The 17,423-nt window shown below is 61.6% G+C and carries 14 protein-coding genes; 10 read left to right on the forward strand and 4 right to left on the reverse strand.

Annotated elements, in window-relative coordinates; all coding sequences use genetic code 11:
* Positions 1–8 precede the first annotated feature (8 nt).
* On the reverse strand, positions 9–1,001 hold the full coding sequence (locus FFM81_RS06305; protein ID WP_003565396.1) for an aldo/keto reductase: 993 nt from the start codon (positions 999–1,001) through the stop codon (positions 9–11).
* 367 nt (positions 1,002–1,368) lie between these two features.
* Between FFM81_RS06305 and FFM81_RS06310 the strand changes: the two genes are divergently transcribed.
* Positions 1,369–2,613 (forward strand): TCR/Tet family MFS transporter, encoded by a 1,245-nt coding sequence (locus tag FFM81_RS06310; protein WP_003565395.1) that lies wholly within the window; start codon positions 1,369–1,371, stop codon positions 2,611–2,613.
* A gap of 142 nt (positions 2,614–2,755) precedes the next feature.
* Complete coding sequence (locus tag FFM81_RS06315; RefSeq protein WP_003565393.1) at positions 2,756–4,159, forward strand: MATE family efflux transporter; 1,404 nt, start codon at positions 2,756–2,758, stop codon at positions 4,157–4,159.
* Positions 4,160–4,175: 16 nt separating this feature from the next.
* Here FFM81_RS06315 and FFM81_RS06320 read toward each other — a convergent pair whose 3' ends face one another.
* Both FFM81_RS06320 and carA read right to left on the reverse strand, forming a co-directional pair.
* Entirely contained in the window at positions 4,176–4,496 is a 321-nt protein-coding gene (locus tag FFM81_RS06320) for an antibiotic biosynthesis monooxygenase (RefSeq protein ID WP_138385000.1), read from the reverse strand.
* 125 nt (positions 4,497–4,621) lie between these two features.
* The gene (gene carA / locus FFM81_RS06325) at positions 4,622–5,827 is read right to left on the reverse strand and encodes a glutamine-hydrolyzing carbamoyl-phosphate synthase small subunit (RefSeq protein WP_025416705.1); all 1,206 of its coding nucleotides are present in this window, start codon (positions 5,825–5,827) and stop codon (positions 4,622–4,624) included.
* Between the two features lie 270 nt (positions 5,828–6,097).
* Here carA and FFM81_RS06330 point away from each other — a divergent pair, with 270 nt between their 5' ends.
* Entirely contained in the window at positions 6,098–6,550 is a 453-nt protein-coding gene (locus tag FFM81_RS06330; RefSeq protein WP_128399444.1) for a GatB/YqeY domain-containing protein, read from the forward strand.
* A 7-nt stretch (positions 6,551–6,557) separates the two neighbouring features.
* Here the strand turns inward: FFM81_RS06330 and FFM81_RS06335 are convergent, their stop codons facing one another.
* Complete coding sequence (locus FFM81_RS06335; RefSeq protein ID WP_128399443.1) at positions 6,558–7,445, reverse strand: hypothetical protein; 888 nt, start codon at positions 7,443–7,445, stop codon at positions 6,558–6,560.
* A gap of 672 nt (positions 7,446–8,117) precedes the next feature.
* On the opposite strand from FFM81_RS06335, the gene dnaG reads away from it, so the two are divergent.
* The 7 genes from dnaG to rpoD all read left to right on the forward strand — a co-directional run bounded on the left by dnaG (position 8,118) and on the right by rpoD (position 17,255).
* On the forward strand, positions 8,118–10,124 hold the full coding sequence (dnaG, locus tag FFM81_RS06340) for a DNA primase (RefSeq protein WP_138385001.1): 2,007 nt from the start codon (positions 8,118–8,120) through the stop codon (positions 10,122–10,124).
* Positions 10,124–11,992 (forward strand): DNA helicase RecQ, encoded by a 1,869-nt coding sequence (gene recQ, locus FFM81_RS06345; RefSeq protein ID WP_138385002.1) that lies wholly within the window; start codon positions 10,124–10,126, stop codon positions 11,990–11,992. Before dnaG ends, recQ begins: the two co-directional genes overlap by 1 nt.
* 95 nt (positions 11,993–12,087) lie before the next feature.
* Entirely contained in the window at positions 12,088–13,275 is a 1,188-nt protein-coding gene (locus FFM81_RS06350) for a glycine C-acetyltransferase (RefSeq protein ID WP_128399973.1), read from the forward strand.
* 59 nt (positions 13,276–13,334) lie between these two features.
* Positions 13,335–14,372 carry an L-threonine 3-dehydrogenase gene (gene tdh / locus FFM81_RS06355; protein ID WP_003565376.1) on the forward strand — a complete coding sequence of 346 codons (1,038 nt, stop codon included), beginning with the start codon at positions 13,335–13,337 and terminating at the stop codon, positions 14,370–14,372.
* 10 nt (positions 14,373–14,382) lie between these two features.
* Complete coding sequence (locus FFM81_RS06360) at positions 14,383–14,730, forward strand: GFA family protein (protein ID WP_003565374.1); 348 nt, start codon at positions 14,383–14,385, stop codon at positions 14,728–14,730.
* Positions 14,731–14,949: 219 nt separating this feature from the next.
* Entirely contained in the window at positions 14,950–15,108 is a 159-nt protein-coding gene (locus FFM81_RS06365; RefSeq protein ID WP_157214757.1) for a hypothetical protein, read from the forward strand.
* An 89-nt stretch (positions 15,109–15,197) separates the two neighbouring features.
* Positions 15,198–17,255 carry an RNA polymerase sigma factor RpoD gene (gene rpoD / locus FFM81_RS06370; RefSeq protein WP_003565372.1) on the forward strand — a complete coding sequence of 686 codons (2,058 nt, stop codon included), beginning with the start codon at positions 15,198–15,200 and terminating at the stop codon, positions 17,253–17,255.
* Positions 17,256–17,423 lie beyond the last annotated feature (168 nt).

The following is a 17,423-nucleotide window of genomic DNA, read 5'->3' on the forward strand; positions in this document are numbered from 1 at the left end:
ACCCAACTTTATTTCTCACTATCCATATGCTGCAGCATATGCTCGGGATAACGTCCGCCGGCGGCTGCGTCCTTCGGCACGGCACGTTCGATGGCGGCGAAGTCCTCCGGCGACAGGTCGACCGCGCGTGAGCCGAGCGCCTCGGTCAACCGGTCGCGGCGGCGGGCGCCGATGATCGGGACGATATCCCCGCCCTTGGCAGCGACCCAGGCGATGGCGATCTGGGCGACCGAGGCACTTTTTGCCACGGCAATTTCGCGCAGCTTTTCCACCAGAGCGAGGTTCTGATCGACATTGCCTTCCTGGAAGCGGGGGCTGTGGGCACGGAAGTCGCCGGCCGCGGCCTGGCCCTTTTGCCAGTGGCCGCTGATCAGGCCACGCGAGAGCACGCCGTAAGCGGTGATCGAGATGCCGAGTTCGCGTGTCGCAGGCAGGATCTTCTCTTCGATGCCGCGCGAGATCAGCGAATACTCGATCTGGAGGTCGACGATCGGGGCGACCGCTGCGGCGCGGCGGATGGTGTCTGCGCCGACCTCGGACAGGCCGATATGCCTGACATAGCCTGCCTTTACCATGTCGGCGATGGTGCCGACCGTGTCCTCGATCGGCACGTTCGGATCGAGGCGGGCCGGGCGGTAGATATCGATATAGTCGACGCCGAGGCGCTGCAGCGTGTAAGCGAGGAAATTCTTCACCGCGACCGGGCGGGCGTCGACGCCGCTCCAGGCGCCAGCGGGATCGCGGAGCGCGCCGAACTTGACGCTGATGACGGCATTCTCGCGCTTGCGGCCTTTCAATGCCTCGCCGATCAGCATCTCGTTATGGCCCATACCGTAAAAATCGCCGGTATCGAGCAGGTTGATGCCGGCATCGAGCGCGGCATGGATGGTCGCGATGCTTTCGGCGCGGTCGGAGGGGCCGTACATGCCAGACATGCCCATGCAGCCGAGACCGATGGCCGAGACTTCGGGTCCGGTCTTTCCCAAACGATAGGTTTGCATTGTCTTCTCCTTCGTCCGCGCGGCGCGCGCTCCCGAGCGGCGCTGCCGATGTCGTTCTACCGCTTTCGCATCCCGGCGATAATCGTACGGCATCGAACAGGCTGTGCGGAGAAATGCACAATGAGCGATCTTCCCTGAGTGATCTGGATGCCGTCGCGGCAATTGCAAGGTGACGTGCGGCATGGCGATCGCTGGGCTCGATCTGCTGAGGAGCGCTCCCTGCGGTTGAGGTCTTGCGTAAATTTCCCGTACGGCAGCATCAAAAACTTTGAAATGTTCACGGATTGTTTCGGTCTCTTTTCTGAGTTATGTCACTTTCTCGGCGACGAGATCGTCTTTTCAGAACCAACCGCTGTAGAGATGCCTCATGCTTGACCCTAAATTCGTCCGTCGTGGCCTCTTCCTGGTCTTCATCATCCTCTTCCTCGACATTATCGGCATCGCCATCATCATGCCGGTGCTGCCGGCCTATCTGGAGCAGCTGACCGGCGGCGGCATCAGCGATGCGGCGATCGATGGCGGCTGGCTGATGCTCGTCTATGCCGGCATGCAATTCCTGTTTGCGCCGTTGCTCGGGAACCTCTCCGATCGGTTTGGCCGCCGGCCGATCCTTCTGCTGTCGGTACTGACCTTTGCGATCGACAATTTCATCTGCGGCATCGCCACCAGCTTCTGGATGCTGTTCGTCGGCCGCGTACTAGCCGGCATCAGCGGCGGCAGCTTCGCCACCTGCTCGGCCTATATCGCCGATATCAGCACCGAGGAGAACCGGGCGAAGAATTTCGGTCTGATCGGTATCGCCTTCGGCGTCGGCTTCACCATCGGTCCCGTCATCGGCGGTGTCCTTGGCGAATTCGGCCCGCGTGTGCCGTTCCTCGGCGCGGCAGCACTCTCGCTTGTCAATTTCATCGCCGCCTGCTTCCTGCTGCCGGAAACGCTGGAGGCGAAGAACCGCCGCCGCTTCGAGTGGAAGCGCGCCAATCCGCTCGGCGCGCTGCGGCAGATGCGCCATTATCCCGGCATCGGCTGGGTCAGCCTTGTCATGTTCCTGTTCTTCCTGGCCCATGCCGTCTATCCCTCGGTCTGGTCGTTCGTCTCGACCTATCGCTACGGCTGGAGCGAGGGGCAGATCGGCCTGTCGCTCGGCATTTACGGCATCGGCGCGGCGCTGGTGATGGGACTGGTATTGCCGCGTGTCGTGCCTCTGCTCGGCGAATGGAAGACAGCGCTTCTCGGCCTCTGTTTTTCGGCGGCAGGGCTGACCGGCTATGCCTTCGCCTGGGAGGGCTGGGTGGTCTATGTGGTGATCGTTGCGACAGTGATGGAAAACGTTGCCGATCCGCCGCTGCGCAGCATCGCCGCCGGCAAGGTGCCACCCTCAGCGCAGGGCGAGCTGCAAGGCGCGCTGACCAGCCTCAGCAGCATCACGACCATAGTCGGGCCGCTGATCTTCACGCAGTTGTTCAGCTATTTCACCCGGCCGGAGGCGCCGGTCACCTTTGCCGGCGCGCCCTATCTGACCGCCGCTTTGTTCATCCTGGTGGCCGCCGGCGTGTTCCTCGTGCGGGTCCGGGTCCGTCAGCCGGCCGAGGCGCTGGAAGCCGCGGAGTAATCGATCAGGAATGCTGATGTGATGATGAATTTTTCATCATCTGCCTGTTTTGGGGTAGTTCTTCGCCGGGCTTTGATCTAAGCCCGGCATGATATTTTGCCGCGAGCTGCGGCGATGCGATTTCAATCACAGGACTAGTGTCATGGACACGCCGATCGACGCGCGCAGGCTTGCGCCGAAAACCGATAATCGTTGGGGCGCACATTTCCGTGCCACGCTGGCGCTCGGCATTCCGCTGATCGGCGCGCAGCTCGCCCAGCTCGGTATCAACACCACCGACGTGATGATCGTCGGCCGCCTCGGCGCCGAACATCTGGCGGCGATGGTGCTGTCGGCCCAGTTCCTGTTCACGATCCTGATCTTCGGCTCGGGTTTTGCCATCGCCGTCATTCCGATGGTGGCGCAGGCCTATGGCCGCGGTGACGTCGTCTCCGCGCGCCGGGCGCTGCGCATGGGTCTGTGGGTGGTGATTGCCTACTGGCTCATCATGCAGCCGGCCTTCTTCAATTCGGAGCAGATCCTTCTCTTCGCGCAGCAGAAGCCGGAGGTCGCCAGGCTCGCCCACGGCTACATCAGGATCGGCCAGTTCGGCGTGCTGCCGGCCCTGCTTTTCAACGTCATGCGCGCGCTGGTCAGCGCCATCGGCAAGGCGGGCATCATCCTCAACGTTACCATTGCCACGCTGGCGCTGAACGCGATCTTCGCCTATGCCCTGGTGCTCGGCCATTTCGGCTTTCCTGCGATGGGGCTGGAGGGCGCGGCGATCGTTTCGGTCGTCGTGCAGACGGCCGGCTTCCTCTTCATCCTCGCTTTCGTTCAGGGGCGGGAGGAGACACGGCGCTACGAGATCTTCGTGCGGTTCTGGAAGCCCGACTGGCATGCGCTGCTGGAGGTCATCCGGCTCGGTTTTCCGATCAGCGTCACCATCCTTGCCGAGGTCAGCCTGTTCACGGTGGCCTCGCTGCTGATGGGCTATATTGGCACCATCGAGCTTGCCGCCCACGGCATTGCCCTGCAATGGGCCTCGATCGCCTTCATGATCCCGCTCGGCCTCAGCCAAGCGGCGACGGTGCGCGTCGGCGTTGCCCATGGGCAGGGCGATTATGATGGCCTGGTGCGGGCTTCGCTCATGGTGCTCATCCTTGCCTGCGCCATTTCGGCGGTGGGCTCGGTGCTCTTTGCTACCATGCCGCAATTCCTCGGCAGCTGGTTCCTCGACGTCAACTCGCCGGAGGCGCCCGCGGTGCTTGCCTATGCCGGACCGCTGATCGTCGTTGCCGGGCTTTTCCAGCTCGTCGACGGGTTGCAGGTCGTCGCCAACGGATTGCTGCGCGGCCTCAAGGACGCACGTGTGCCGATGATCATGGCGTTGATTGCTTATTGGCCGATCGGCTTCTTCCTTGCCTGGGCCTTTGCCTTCCCGCTGGGCTTCGGCGGCATCGGCATCTGGTTCGGGTTCCTCGTCGGACTGGCGGCGGCGGCCGTCATGCTCTGCTGGCGGTTCTATCTTCTGCTTCGTCGGGAAGGAGCGATGGCCGGCGCCTGAGCCGGCCGTCTTGCCCTCAGGCCGAGACAGGTTTGTAGCTGGCGATATCGGCGCGAATGCCGAGACGGCTAAACATTTCCTGCGGATCGAAATTGGCAGCCTCGTGGGCAGCCGCGACGGCTACCCGTACGCGCTCGACGACCTCGGCATTTTCCCATTCGGCAATGGTGACGAAATTGAATTCGCCGGGACCGGCGACCTGCTCCAGCACCCTGTGATCGACGAAACCTTCCTGCGCCTCCAGCAGCTTGTGTGTCATCATCACTTTGACGAGAAATTCCTCACGCGCCGCGGCCGGCACGACGAACTTATCGACACGAAAGAAGGCTTCGCTCATCCATTTTCTCCTACATGAGATCTGCAGGCAATTCTGTAATTCCTCAAGTTAAGTTGAGGTCAATAGGCGAAGCACAGAAAAAGGCCCGGTTGATGGGGCCTTTTCGAAATCGGTATTCCTTAAGATCAGCGTTCAGCGAGCGCCGGTTCGCCCTTCTTCTCGCGCACCATGTTGATGAAGCGGCGGAAGAGGTAGTGGCTGTCCTGCGGGCCGGGAGAGGCTTCGGGATGGTGCTGGACAGAGAAAACCTGCTTGCCGAGGACGCGCAAGCCGCAATTGGTGCCGTCGAAAAGGGAAATATGGGTCTCTTCAACGCCATCGGGCAGCGACTTCGAGTCGACCGCGAAGCCATGGTTCATCGAGACGATCTCGACCTTGCCGGTCGTATGATCCTTGACGGGATGGTTGGCGCCGTGATGGCCCTGATGCATCTTCTCGGTCTTGGCGCCGAGGGCAAGGCCCAGCATCTGATGGCCGAGACAGATGCCGAAGACCGGGATATCGGTTTTAACCAGCGTCTTGATCACCGGGACGGCGTATTCGCCGGTCGCCGCCGGGTCGCCCGGGCCGTTCGACAGGAAAATGCCGTCCGGCTGCATGGCGAGCACGTCTTCGGCGCTGGTTGCGGCCGGCACGACCGTCACCTTGCAATCCAGACCGGCAAACAGCCGCAGGATGTTGCGCTTGACGCCGTAATCGAGGCAGACGACGTGGTATTTGGCATCCGCCGCGCCGAGTTGACCGTAACCTTCGTTCCAAACCCACGGGGTCTCGGTCCATTGCGAGGACTGGCCCGACGAGGCGACCTTGGCAAGGTCGAGACCTTCGAGGCCGCTCCAGGCTTTGGCTTCGGCCTTCAGGGTCTCGATATCGAAGACGCCGTTCGGGTCGTGGGCGATCACCGCGTTCGGGGCGCCGTTCTCGCGGATCCAGGCGGTTAGTGCGCGCGTGTCGATGCCGCAGAGACCGATGACGCCGCGCGCCTTCAGCCAATGGTCGAGATGCTTGGCGGCGCGATAGTTCGAGGGGTCGGTGATATCGGCCTTGAAGATGACGCCGACGGCGCCGTGGCGGGCGGCAGGCGTCAGATCCTCGATGTCTTCATCATTGGCGCCGATATTGCCGATATGCGGAAAAGTGAAGGTGACGATCTGGCCGAGATAGGAGGGGTCGGTCATGATCTCTTCATAGCCGGTCAGCGCGGTGTTGAAGACCACTTCGGCCTGGACCTTGCCGGTGGCGCCGATGCCCTTGCCTTCGATGATCGTGCCGTCGGCAAGAACGAGCAGGGCGGTCGGCTTTTCGATTGTCCAGGGTGCTGTCGCGGTCATCTTCATCCCGTTTCCGGCGGTCGGTGCGCGTTGCCGCGCTCGTCGCCATTTGATCTCGCAGGCGTGTGGACACGGCAATGCCGCGCGCTTCAGGCCTGATCACGAATTTTGGTGCAGGTGGCGGTAAATAGCCACGCAATCGCTTAGCGTCAATCTTTCTAGCCGAGATTGCCGCTGTTTTCCTGCGCTTTATCGCGGCGACCGCGCAATTTATTTGATCCGCCACATCAGCGTGGTTTATGAAGCGGCATCAAAACAGGAGTGAAGACCATGCTGCGCGATCAACTCGCCACCCAGCTGAAAGAGGCGATGAAGGCCAAGAACGCGGAGCGGCTTTCCACCGTCCGGCTGATTCAGGCTGCGGTCAAGGACCGCGATATCGCCAATCGCGGCACCGGCAAAGAGCAGGCGAGCGACGATGAGATCCTGCAGATCCTCGCCAAGATGGTGAAGCAGCGCGACGAATCGGCCAAGATCTACGAGGAGAATTCCCGCCCGGAGCTTGCCGCCAAGGAGCGCGCCGAAATCACCGTAATTCAGGATTTCATGCCGAAGCAGCTTTCGGACAGTGAGGTACGCGCCAACATCTCGGCGATCATCGCCGAGACCGGTGCCGCCGGCGCCAAGGACATGGGCAAGGTCATGGCAGCGCTCAAGGAGCGTTATGCCGGGCAGATGGATTTCGCCAAGGCGTCGGCGACCGTCAAGGAACTTCTAAACTGATGCGTCTTTAGACCACGCGTCTTGCCTGCGGTTCTTCCTGAACCGCAGGCCCGAGCACCGCTTCAGCGGCAGCATCGATGATGGCGAATTTCGCCGCCTGATAATTCCAATATTCCATGATGAAGCGGCCCGACAGCCAGAAGTCTCCCTTGCGGGAGGGTTCGGTCCAGCCGACGCTTTCCATGGTCGCTGCCTGCGTCAGAAGCCGCTTCAGGTGAGTGTTGGAAATCATGAACTGTTCGCGGATTTCCCGGAGCGACAGCGGGCCAATCACGACACGTTCGGCCGTGCGGGGAAATTCCGGAAGGCGTGAGATCAGGTAGTCCATCACCAGGCCGCCGGTATTTGCCCAGTTGAAGAGGTTGAAGGTGGGGCCGGGGTTGCGCACCGCTTCGCTCCCGATGATCGCCTTGGCGATCCGCGGCTGGATCGCTGCCATCATCGCCGAGGGATCGGCGGTGACCTTGCCGGCGCGTTCACCGCCGTCGAGGCTGTCGAGGATCATCAGATGGGCGACGAGCCAACGAGTGAAATGTTGCTCGGCGGTTTCCGTGGGCTCCAGGTAGCGTGTGCGCCTGTCGGGGCCGGGAACCGGCCGCAGGAAACGATAGGCCAGCATTTCCTGCATGAAGGCTGCGGCCGTGTTGCGGCTGGCGATATCGTTCCTGATCGCGAAATCGATGAAGCGGCCGGAATAGAGACCGCTCCTGCCATCGTCGGGGTGACCGTAGTGAAGCGCAAAGCCGGCATGTGCCATCAGCCAGCGCTGCTGTGCGGCGAAAATCGAGGCGATGCGCGGGCTCTCACGATAGATCGTGAGCATCTGATCGGCGCAATGCAGGATCGCAGCGAGAAAGCGATCGTCTGCTGCAAGAGTTTCTGCGGTAAAAGCCATGTGGAAGCGGTCCAGGGAATTCGGCGCATACTTCTTTCACGCAAGCGCTGCCTGTCAACGACTTTGTCAATAATCGGTTAATTTCAAAAGGGAATTTGTATCAGGGGAAGCCAAAATTTAAGAAGGCAGGAGCTGGGGGCGCTCCTGCCTTCTTGCTCTTTGCTTCCGCCGGCAAACGCAGGGCCGAGGCCCAAGCCGGAGGGTATTTGCAAAGGCACCCTTGCGAAGCGGCGCCGGGGGTAGGGATGGTGCTTCGCTCGGGGATCGCTTTGTTGAGATCGAACCTATTGCGGGATGGCGGCTTATTCAAATTACAAAAAAATAATGATTGCCGAAAACGTCGGTTTTGGAGGCGTCGAAGCGAAGGCTCGGGTGGCTGCGCCGGGATAAGGTTGCGCCATCGAAGCGGGTGATAAGTATATGTTTCAAAACGGTTTACCTCCGCCCCAACAACGCCGGCACCTTTGCCAAGACTTTTGCGGAGGGGGGAATTTCAGTGCTCGAAGGACAATAGTGTCGCACCCTGTCGCAGGGGGCGATAACGTGTTTTTGATTGGATAACCGACGCCGCTGATGACGGGTGCACTTGCCTGTGAATAGCGGGTTTTCATGACAAGTTTCGTGGCATGGGGCGGCAAAGCAGCTTATATGGAGGCTGGCCAAGAGGTTTAGATGCGCTTTTCCAACACCTTTCTCGATGATATTCGCGACCGCGTTCCGATTTCGAACGTGATTGCGCGCCGCGTCAGCTGGGATAAGCGCAAGACCAACGTGTCGCGCGGCGATTACTGGGCATGCTGCCCGTTCCACGGCGAGAAATCGCCGAGTTTCCACTGCGAGGACCGTAAGGGCCGCTATCATTGCTTCGGCTGCGGCGTCACCGGCGATCATTTTCGCTTCCTCACGGAGCTGGAAGGCTTGAGCTTTCCCGAGGCGGTGCAGCAGGTCGCCGATATGGCCGGCGTGCCGATGCCGCTTGCCGATCCTGTGATGGAGAAGCGCGAGAAGGAGCGCGGCTCGCTGATCGACGTCATGGAAATGGCGACACAATTTTTCCAGGATCAATTGCAGACGGCGAATGGGGCGAGGGCGCGCGCCTATCTGCGCGACCGCGGACTGACCGGGCGCACCATCGAGACCTTCCGTCTCGGCTACGCGCCTGACAGCCGCAATGCGCTGAAGGAATATCTCGCCGGCAAGGGCGTTCTCAAAGAGCAGATCGAGGCCTGCGGCCTGGTCGTTCATGAAAACGTGCCGGTGTCCTACGATCGTTTCCGCGATCGCATCATGTTCCCGATCCTTTCGTCGCGGGAAAAGGTGATCGCCTTCGGCGGCCGCGCCATGTCATCAGATGCACCGGCGAAATATCTGAACTCCAACGAGACGGAACTCTTCCACAAGGGCAATGTCCTCTACAATTTCGCCCGCGCGCGCCGCGCCATCCAGGGGCCTGGCCGCGGTGATCCCCAGGATGACAATGCGAGCGGCACCATTATCGCTGTCGAAGGCTATATGGATGTGATCGCGCTCTATCAGGCGGGTATCGAGAACGCCGTCGCGCCGCTCGGCACGGCGCTCACCGAAAACCAGCTCGAACTGCTCTGGAAGATGGTGCCGCAGCCGGTGCTCTGTTTCGACGGCGACGGCGCCGGCATTCGCGCCGCCAACCGCGCCGCCGAACTGGCGCTGCCGCATTTGAAGCCCGGGCGTTCCGTCCGCTTTGCGCTACTGCCCGATGGCAAGGACCCCGACGATCTGGTGCGCGATGACGGCCGTGCCCCCTTTGACAAGGTGATGAGCCAGGCAAAGCCTCTATCGGAGATGCTCTGGAGCCGAGAGATCAATACCGGCAAGTTCGACACGCCCGAAGCGCGCGCCGAGCTCGAGGCGCGGCTGAAGCAGCTGGTGGCGGTCATCGCCGACGAGAATGTCCGCCGCCATTATCAGCAGGATATACGCGACCGGCTGAACGCCTTCTTCCAGCCGCAGTTCCAGAACCGCAATAATGGCGAGCGCCGCGCCTTTAACGGCAACGGCAATTTCCGTGCGGGCCGCGACAATCCGTCCAAGGCAGGGCCGAAAAGCCCCAGCATCATTTCCGACCGGCTTGCCCGTTCGGGCCCCGTTCGCGGCCACCAGGCCAATACGGCGCTGCGCGAAAGCGTGCTGGCGCTCACCGTCGTCAACCATCCGGCCTTGATGATCGACGATTATGATGAGATCGCCGCAATCGAATATGACAGCCGCGAGCTGCAGCGGCTCTGGTCGGCGATGCTTGGGGCCGCCGCTGCCGTCGCCGGCCCGCATCTGACGCGCGAGTATCTGACCGAACGGTTGGAATTCGAAGGCTTCGGCCCGCTCATCAAGAGCCTCGACCAGCAGGTGCGCAATGCCCGGCTGTGGATCGCCACCGAAGAGGCGGCGATGGAGGATGCGCGTGAGGGATACCGGCAGGCGCTGGCCTCCCATAAACGGGCAAAAGCGCTGCGCCGGCAGAAGAACGAGCTCGAACGCGAGATCGCGCTGGCGACCGAAGCCGGAGACGGCGAGGCGATCGTTCAGCTGATGCGGGCGCAGCAGGAAGTGCATTTCGAAGGCGTGCGCCTTGAGAACCAGGAGGCGATCATCGACGGCTTCGGCGTGCTTTCCGGCCGCGTCAAAGGGGCGGCGAACCACTGATGCCGCTGACCGAACGGAACGAACCAGGCTTTTCCGCCGCCGATGCGCTGTTTTCCGCCGGCCGCGCGCCGCTCGATATTCTCAAGCAGGTCTACGGCTATTCCTCCTTCCGCGGCAAGCAGCAACAGGTGGTCGAGCATGTGGTCGCCGGCGGCGATGCCGTGGTGCTCTTCCCCACAGGTGCGGGCAAATCCCTGTGCTTCCAGATCCCGGCGCTCTGCCGTGACGGTGTCGGAATCGTCGTTTCGCCGCTGATTGCGCTGATGCGCGATCAGGTCGAGGCGATGAAGCAGCTCGGCATCCGCGCCGCCGCGCTCAATTCGTCGCTGTCACGCGAGGAGTTCATCGAGGTTCGCCGGGCGCTTTCGGCAGGCAAGCTCGACCTTCTCTACGTCACACCCGAGCGCATCCTGTCCGACGGTTTCCGCGAGCTGATCGCCAACGAAAAGATCGCGCTGTTTGCGATCGACGAGGCCCATTGCGTCTCGCAATGGGGCCATGATTTCCGCCCGGAATATCGAGCGCTCGGCCAACTCGGCGAGCAATATCCCGGCGTGCCGAGGGTGGCGCTGACGGCAACCGCCGATCCGCATACGCGCGACGACATTATCGAGCGGCTGGGGCTCGACGCTGCCGAGATCTTCACCACCAGCTTCGACCGTCCAAACATCGCCTATGAAATCGTCGAGCGGGACCAGCCGCGTCAGCAGCTGCTGCGGTTCCTGTCCGGCCACAAGGGAAACAGCGGCATCGTCTATTGCCTGTCGCGCGCCAAGGTCGAGGATACGGCCGAGTGGTTGAACGGGCAGGGAGTGCGCGCGCTTGCCTACCATGCCGGTATGGACAGGGCGGTTCGCGACGCAAATCAGGATGCTTTCCTGAAAGAGGAAAACCTCTGCCTGGTCGCCACCGTCGCCTTCGGCATGGGCATCGACAAGCCGAATGTACGTTATGTCGCCCACCTCGACCTGCCGGGCTCGGTGGAAGCCTATTACCAGGAGACCGGGCGCGCCGGGCGCGACGGCCTGCCGTCGGAGGTCTGGATGGCCTATGGTATGGCCGATGTCATCCAGCGCGGCCGGATGATCGATGAGGGCGGCGCCGCCGCGGAGATCAAGCGGGTCGAGCGCGCCAAGCTCAATGCATTGCTGGCGATCTGCGAGACCGCCTCCTGCCGCCGCCAGGCGATCCTTGGCCATTTCGGCGAGGCGCATGCCGGCCAATGCGGCAATTGCGACACTTGCCTGAAGCCGGTCGAGACCTGGGAAGGCACGGAAGCGGCGATCAAGGCGCTGGCCGCGGTCTACCGTACCGGCGAGCGTTTCGGCGCCGGCCACGTCATCGATGTGCTTGTCGGCAACATCAATGAAAAGACCGAGCGTTTCGGCCATGTCGATATGCCGGTGTTCGGCGCCGGCAAGGATATTCCATCGCGCACCTGGCAATCCGTCTACCGCCAGCTGCTGGCCATGGGGCTGATCCGTGTCGATCATGAAGCCTATGGCGCGCTGAAGCTGGAGCCGGAGGCGCGCGCCGTCTTCAAGCAAGAGCGGCAGGTGTTCTTCCGCAAGGACCGACCGGCCTCGGAACGGCGCACGAAGAAGGCGGAACGCAGCGAGCGCAAATCAGGGCTTTCGGGGGCTGACGGCAGTCTGTTCGAGGCGCTGCGGGCCGAGCGCATGGCGATCGCCAAATCGCTCGGCGTGCCGCCCTATGTCGTCTTCCCCGATACGACGCTGATCGCCTTTGCCACCGAACGGCCGAGGAGCCGCAAGGAACTGCTTGCCATATCCGGCGTCGGGCAGGCGAAGCTCGAGCGCTATGGCGATGCGTTCCTGGAAATCATCCTGGCGCAGGATAACGGCTGAACGAGGTCGGTTGATCTCCGTTCAGCACTGAACAAGACAAGCCGGCGGCGGTATGCTAACCCGAGTGCTATAAAAAACGTCAGGAAGGGCCGCCCATGACCTCGCCATTTCTCTCCCATCTCCGAGCCGAGATTTCGGCGCTGAAGGATGCCGGCCTCTACAAATCCGAGCGGGTCATCAGCTCCAAGCAAGCCGGCGAGATCGCGATTTCCACAGGCGAGCGGGTGCTGAATTTCTGCGCCAACAATTATCTCGGCCTTGCCGACAACGAGGAACTGGCCGAGGCCGGCAAACAGGCGCTCGATCGCTACGGCTACGGCATGGCTTCGGTGCGCTTCATCTGCGGTACGCAGGAAGAGCACAAGCAGCTCGAATCGCGCATTTCCGCCTTCCTCGGCATGGAAGATACGATCCTCTATTCCTCCTGCTTCGATGCCAATGGCGGCCTGTTCGAAACGCTGCTTTCGGAGGAGGACGCGATCATTTCGGACGCGCTCAACCACGCCTCGATCATCGACGGCGTCCGGCTTTCGAAGGCCAAACGCTTCCGCTACGCCAACAACGATATGGCGGCACTCGAAGAGGAACTGAAAAAGGCTGAAGGCAGCCGCTTCAAGCTGATCGCCACTGACGGCGTCTTCTCGATGGACGGTATCATCGCCAATCTCGGCGGCGTTTGCGATCTCGCCGAAAAATACGGCGCGATGGTCATGGTCGATGACAGCCACGCGGTCGGCTTCGTCGGCAAGAATGGCCGCGGCTCGCCGGAACATTGCGGCGTCGAGGGCCGGATCGACATCATCACCGGCACGCTCGGCAAGGCGCTCGGCGGCGCGTCCGGCGGTTATACATCTGCCAAGGCTGAAGTCGTCGAATGGCTGCGGCAGCGCTCGCGGCCCTATCTGTTCTCGAACACGCTGGCGCCTGTTATCGCCGCCGCCTCGCTCAAAGTGTTCGACCTCATTGAAAACGGCAATGCCTTGCGCCAGCGCCTGTCCGACAATGCCGATCTCTTCCGCCGCGAGATGACCAAGCTCGGCTTCACGCTTGCCGGCGAAGGCCATCCGATCATCCCGGTCATGCTTGGCGATGCCAAGCTCGCCCAGGACATGGCGGGCCTGATGCTGAAGAAGGGCATCTATGTCATCGGCTTTTCCTTCCCGGTCGTGCCGAAGGGCCAGGCCCGCATCCGCACGCAGATGTCGGCGGCGCATTCCAGGGCGGATGTGGAGCGGGCGATTGCGGCCTTTGCCGAGGCTGGGCGGGATCTGGGCGTGATTTGAGACTGGGGCTGCCCCTCACCCTAACCCTGCGGGAATAGGCACTGGCCAAGGATATAGATATGTCGAACATGATGAAGGCGCTGGTCAAGTCGAAGCCGGAAGTCGGGCTCTGGATGGAGAATGTGCCGGTGCCGGAGGTCGGGCCGAACGATGTGCTGATCCGGGTGAGGAAATCGGCGATCTGCGGCACCGACGTCCATATCTGGAACTGGGATCAGTGGGCGCAGAAGACCATCCCAGTGCCGATGGTCGTCGGCCATGAATTTTCCGGCGAGATTGCCGAGATCGGTTCGGCGGTTACCCGTTATCATGTCGGCGAGCGGGTTTCGGGCGAGGGGCATATCGTCTGCGGCAAGTGCCGCAACTGCCGGGCGGGCAGGGGGCATCTCTGCCGCAACACGCTCGGAGTCGGCGTCAACCGGCCGGGTTCCTTCGGCGAGTTCGTCTGCATTCCCGAAAGCAATGTCGTGGCGATCCCGGAGGATATTTCCGATGAGATCGCCGCGATTTTCGATCCGTTCGGCAATGCCGTGCACACGGCACTCTCCTTCGATCTCGTCGGCGAGGACGTGCTCGTCACCGGCGCCGGGCCGATCGGCATCATGGGGGCGCTGGTCGCCAAACGTTCGGGCGCCCGCAAGGTGGTGATCACCGATATCAACCCGCACCGGCTGGCGCTGGCGCGCAAGCTCGGCATCGACCACGTCGTCGACGCTTCGAGCGAAAACCTGGCCGACGTGATGAAGGCGATCGGCATGACGGAGGGTTTCGACGTCGGGCTCGAAATGTCGGGGGCCGCACCCGCCTTCCGCGACATGATCGACAAGATGAACAACGGCGGCAAGATCGCCATTCTCGGTATTGCGCCTGCCGGTTTCGAGATCGACTGGAACAAGGTGATCTTCAAGATGCTCAATCTCAAGGGCATCTACGGCCGCGAGATGTTCGAGACCTGGTACAAGATGATCGCCTTCGTCCAGGGCGGCCTCGACCTTTCGCCGATCATCACCCACCGCATCGGCATCGACGATTTCCGCGACGGCTTCGAGGCGATGCGGTCAGGCAATTCAGGCAAGGTCGTGATGGATTGGATGTGAGGAGGAAGACATGCTCTATGAAGGAAGCTGCCATTGCGGAAAAGTCGCTTTCGAAGTCGAAGGCGAATTCACCGAGGCGCTGGACTGCAACTGTTCGCTCTGCCGCCGGCGGGGCGGGCTCCTGGCCTTCGTGCCGCGCGACAAGCTGGTGCTGAAGACGCCCGAAGACGATCTCTCGACCTATACTTTCAACAGGCATGTCATCCGGCATCACTTCTGCGCCAATTGCGGCATCGCGCCGTTCGGCGAAGGCGTAGGACCGAATGGCGCGGCCATGGCGTCGGTCAATCTGCGCTGCATTCCTGCGGTCGATCTCGGCGCGCTGAAGGTGACGGCCTATGATGGTGAGGCAAAGTAGCCAGTATTGTCCGTACAGAGGCGAATAGACCAACGACAGGACGCAAAAAAGCCGCGAACAACTGGCACGGGGAGCAAAATCTGTGCTGCCCTTGTCTTTTGTTCGCCGCATCTTAAATAAGGGTTCGCAATCGCTGCCGCGGTTCAAAGCCTGTGGATAAGGCTTTTTCCGATATTTCGTGAGCTTTTTTTCTGGAAAAGCTTGACGAGAGCAAAAAATGTGGGAATCACCGTTCGACTTGTTGAAACGGTGAATTGGGTCAAGGCGGATCGCGCAACCATGGCCGGAAATCCAAAAGCAAAAAAGCTTTGCTATCCGGTGCCGGCGATCGTGGTTAATCAGGCTTTAAATGTCATCCCGTTAGGTGGGCAAAGGTGATTCTAGGGCGACGCGTGCGGCGCGTCAGGCCCGGAGACGGCCCATTCACCGTAGCGAGATTGGATAGCGTCAGGAAGGCGACGATATAAATGGCAACCAAGGTCAAAGAGAACGAAGACGCGGAAGTCGAACGCGACGGCGCAAGCGACGGCCCTCTTCTCGATCTTTCCGACGACGCGGTCAAGAAGATGATCAAAGCCGCCAAGAAGCGCGGCTATGTGACGATGGACGAGCTCAACGCCGTCCTGCCGTCTGAAGAAGTGACGTCCGAGCAGATCGAAGACACGATGTCGATGTTGTCGGACATGGGCATCAACGTCATCGAAGATGAAGAGGCCGAGGAAGCCGGTGCTTCCGGCGGCGGCGATGACGACGATAGCGGCGGCGACGAAGAGAGCGAAGGCGGCGAACTCGCACCTTCGAGCGGCACGGCGCTCGCGACAGCCAAGAAGAAAGAGCCGACCGACCGCACCGACGATCCGGTGCGCATGTACCTGCGCGAAATGGGCTCGGTGGAGCTTCTCTCCCGCGAGGGCGAAATCGCCATCGCCAAGCGCATCGAGGCCGGCCGCGAAACGATGATCGCGGGCCTCTGCGAGAGCCCGCTGACCTTCCAGGCGCTGATCATCTGGCGCGACGAACTCAACGAAGGCACGACGCTGCTGCGCGAGATCATCGATCTCGAAACCACCTATTCCGGTCCCGAAGCCAAGGCTGCGCCGCAGTTCCAGAGCCCCGAGAAAATCGAGGCCGACCGCAAGGCGGCCGAGGAAAAGGAAAAGACCCGGCGCGCCCGCTCCGGCGACGACGACATCACCGATGTCGGCGGCGAAGGCCTGCCTCCCGAGGAGGAGGAAGAGGACGAGGACGAATCCAACCTTTCGCTGGCGGCAATGGAAGCCGAGCTTCGCCCGCAGGTGATGGAGACGCTGGATACGATCGCCGAGACCTACAAGAAGCTGCGCAAGCTGCAGGACCAGCAGGTCGAGCAGCGCCTGTCGGCATCCGGCACGCTGTCTTCAGCCCAGGAGCGCCGCTACAAGGAACTCAAGGACGAGTTGATCAAGGCCGTCAAGTCGCTGTCGCTCAACCAGAACCGCATCGACGCTCTGGTCGAGCAGCTCTACGACATCAACAAGCGCCTCGTTTCCAACGAAGGCCGCCTGCTGCGTCTGGCCGAATCCTACGGCGTCAAGCGCGATAGCTTCCTGGAACAATACCAGGGTGCCGAGCTCGATCCGAACTGGATGAAGTCGATCGGTAATCTGGCCGCCCGCGGCTGGAAGGAATTCGCCCGCGGCGAAAATACGACGATCCGCGATATCCGTCAGGAGATCCAGAATCTCGCCACCGAGACCGGCATTTCGATTTCGGAATTCCGCCGCATCGTGCACATGGTGCAGAAGGGCGAGCGCGAAGCCCGCATCGCCAAGAAGGAAATGGTCGAAGCGAACCTTCGCCTCGTCATCTCCATCGCCAAGAAATACACGAACCGCGGCCTGCAGTTCCTCGACCTCATTCAGGAAGGCAATATCGGCCTGATGAAGGCGGTCGACAAGTTCGAATACCGCCGCGGCTACAAGTTCTCGACCTATGCGACATGGTGGATCCGTCAGGCGATCACCCGTTCGATCGCCGATCAGGCCCGCACGATCCGTATTCCGGTGCACATGATCGAGACGATCAACAAGATCGTTCGTACCTCGCGCCAGATGCTGCACGAGATCGGCCGCGAGCCGACGCCGGAAGAACTGGCCGAAAAGCTCGCCATGCCGCTCGAAAAGGTCCGCAAGGTGCTGAAGATCGCCAAGGAACCGATCTCGCTCGAAACCCCGGTGGGCGACGAAGAGGATTCGCATCTCGGCGATTTCATCGAGGACAAGAACGCGCTGCTGCCGATCGACGCCGCCATCCAGGCGAACCTGCGCGAGACGACGACCCGCGTTCTCGCCTCGCTGACGCCGCGCGAGGAACGTGTGCTGCGCATGCGCTTCGGCATCGGCATGAACACCGATCATACGCTCGAAGAAGTCGGCCAGCAGTTCTCGGTCACCCGCGAACGTATCCGCCAGATCGAGGCGAAGGCGCTGCGCAAGCTGAAGCATCCGAGCCGCTCCAGGAAGCTCAGAAGCTTCCTCGACAGCTGAGGTTTCGACGACGCCGATCATTGGAAAAGCCGGGCCTGCGCCCGGCTTTTGCTTTTGTAATTAACACCAATGATCGGGGCGATTTTCTTGTCCCCTCATGGTGACAGGGCTATAATCCGGCCACGGGGGAAGGGATCGATCGCGAGGCGCGAACCAAGGTCGACGCAT

The sequence above is a fragment of the Rhizobium hidalgonense genome (genome assembly GCF_005862185.2).
Taxonomy (GTDB): Bacteria; Pseudomonadota; Alphaproteobacteria; order Rhizobiales; family Rhizobiaceae; genus Rhizobium; species Rhizobium hidalgonense.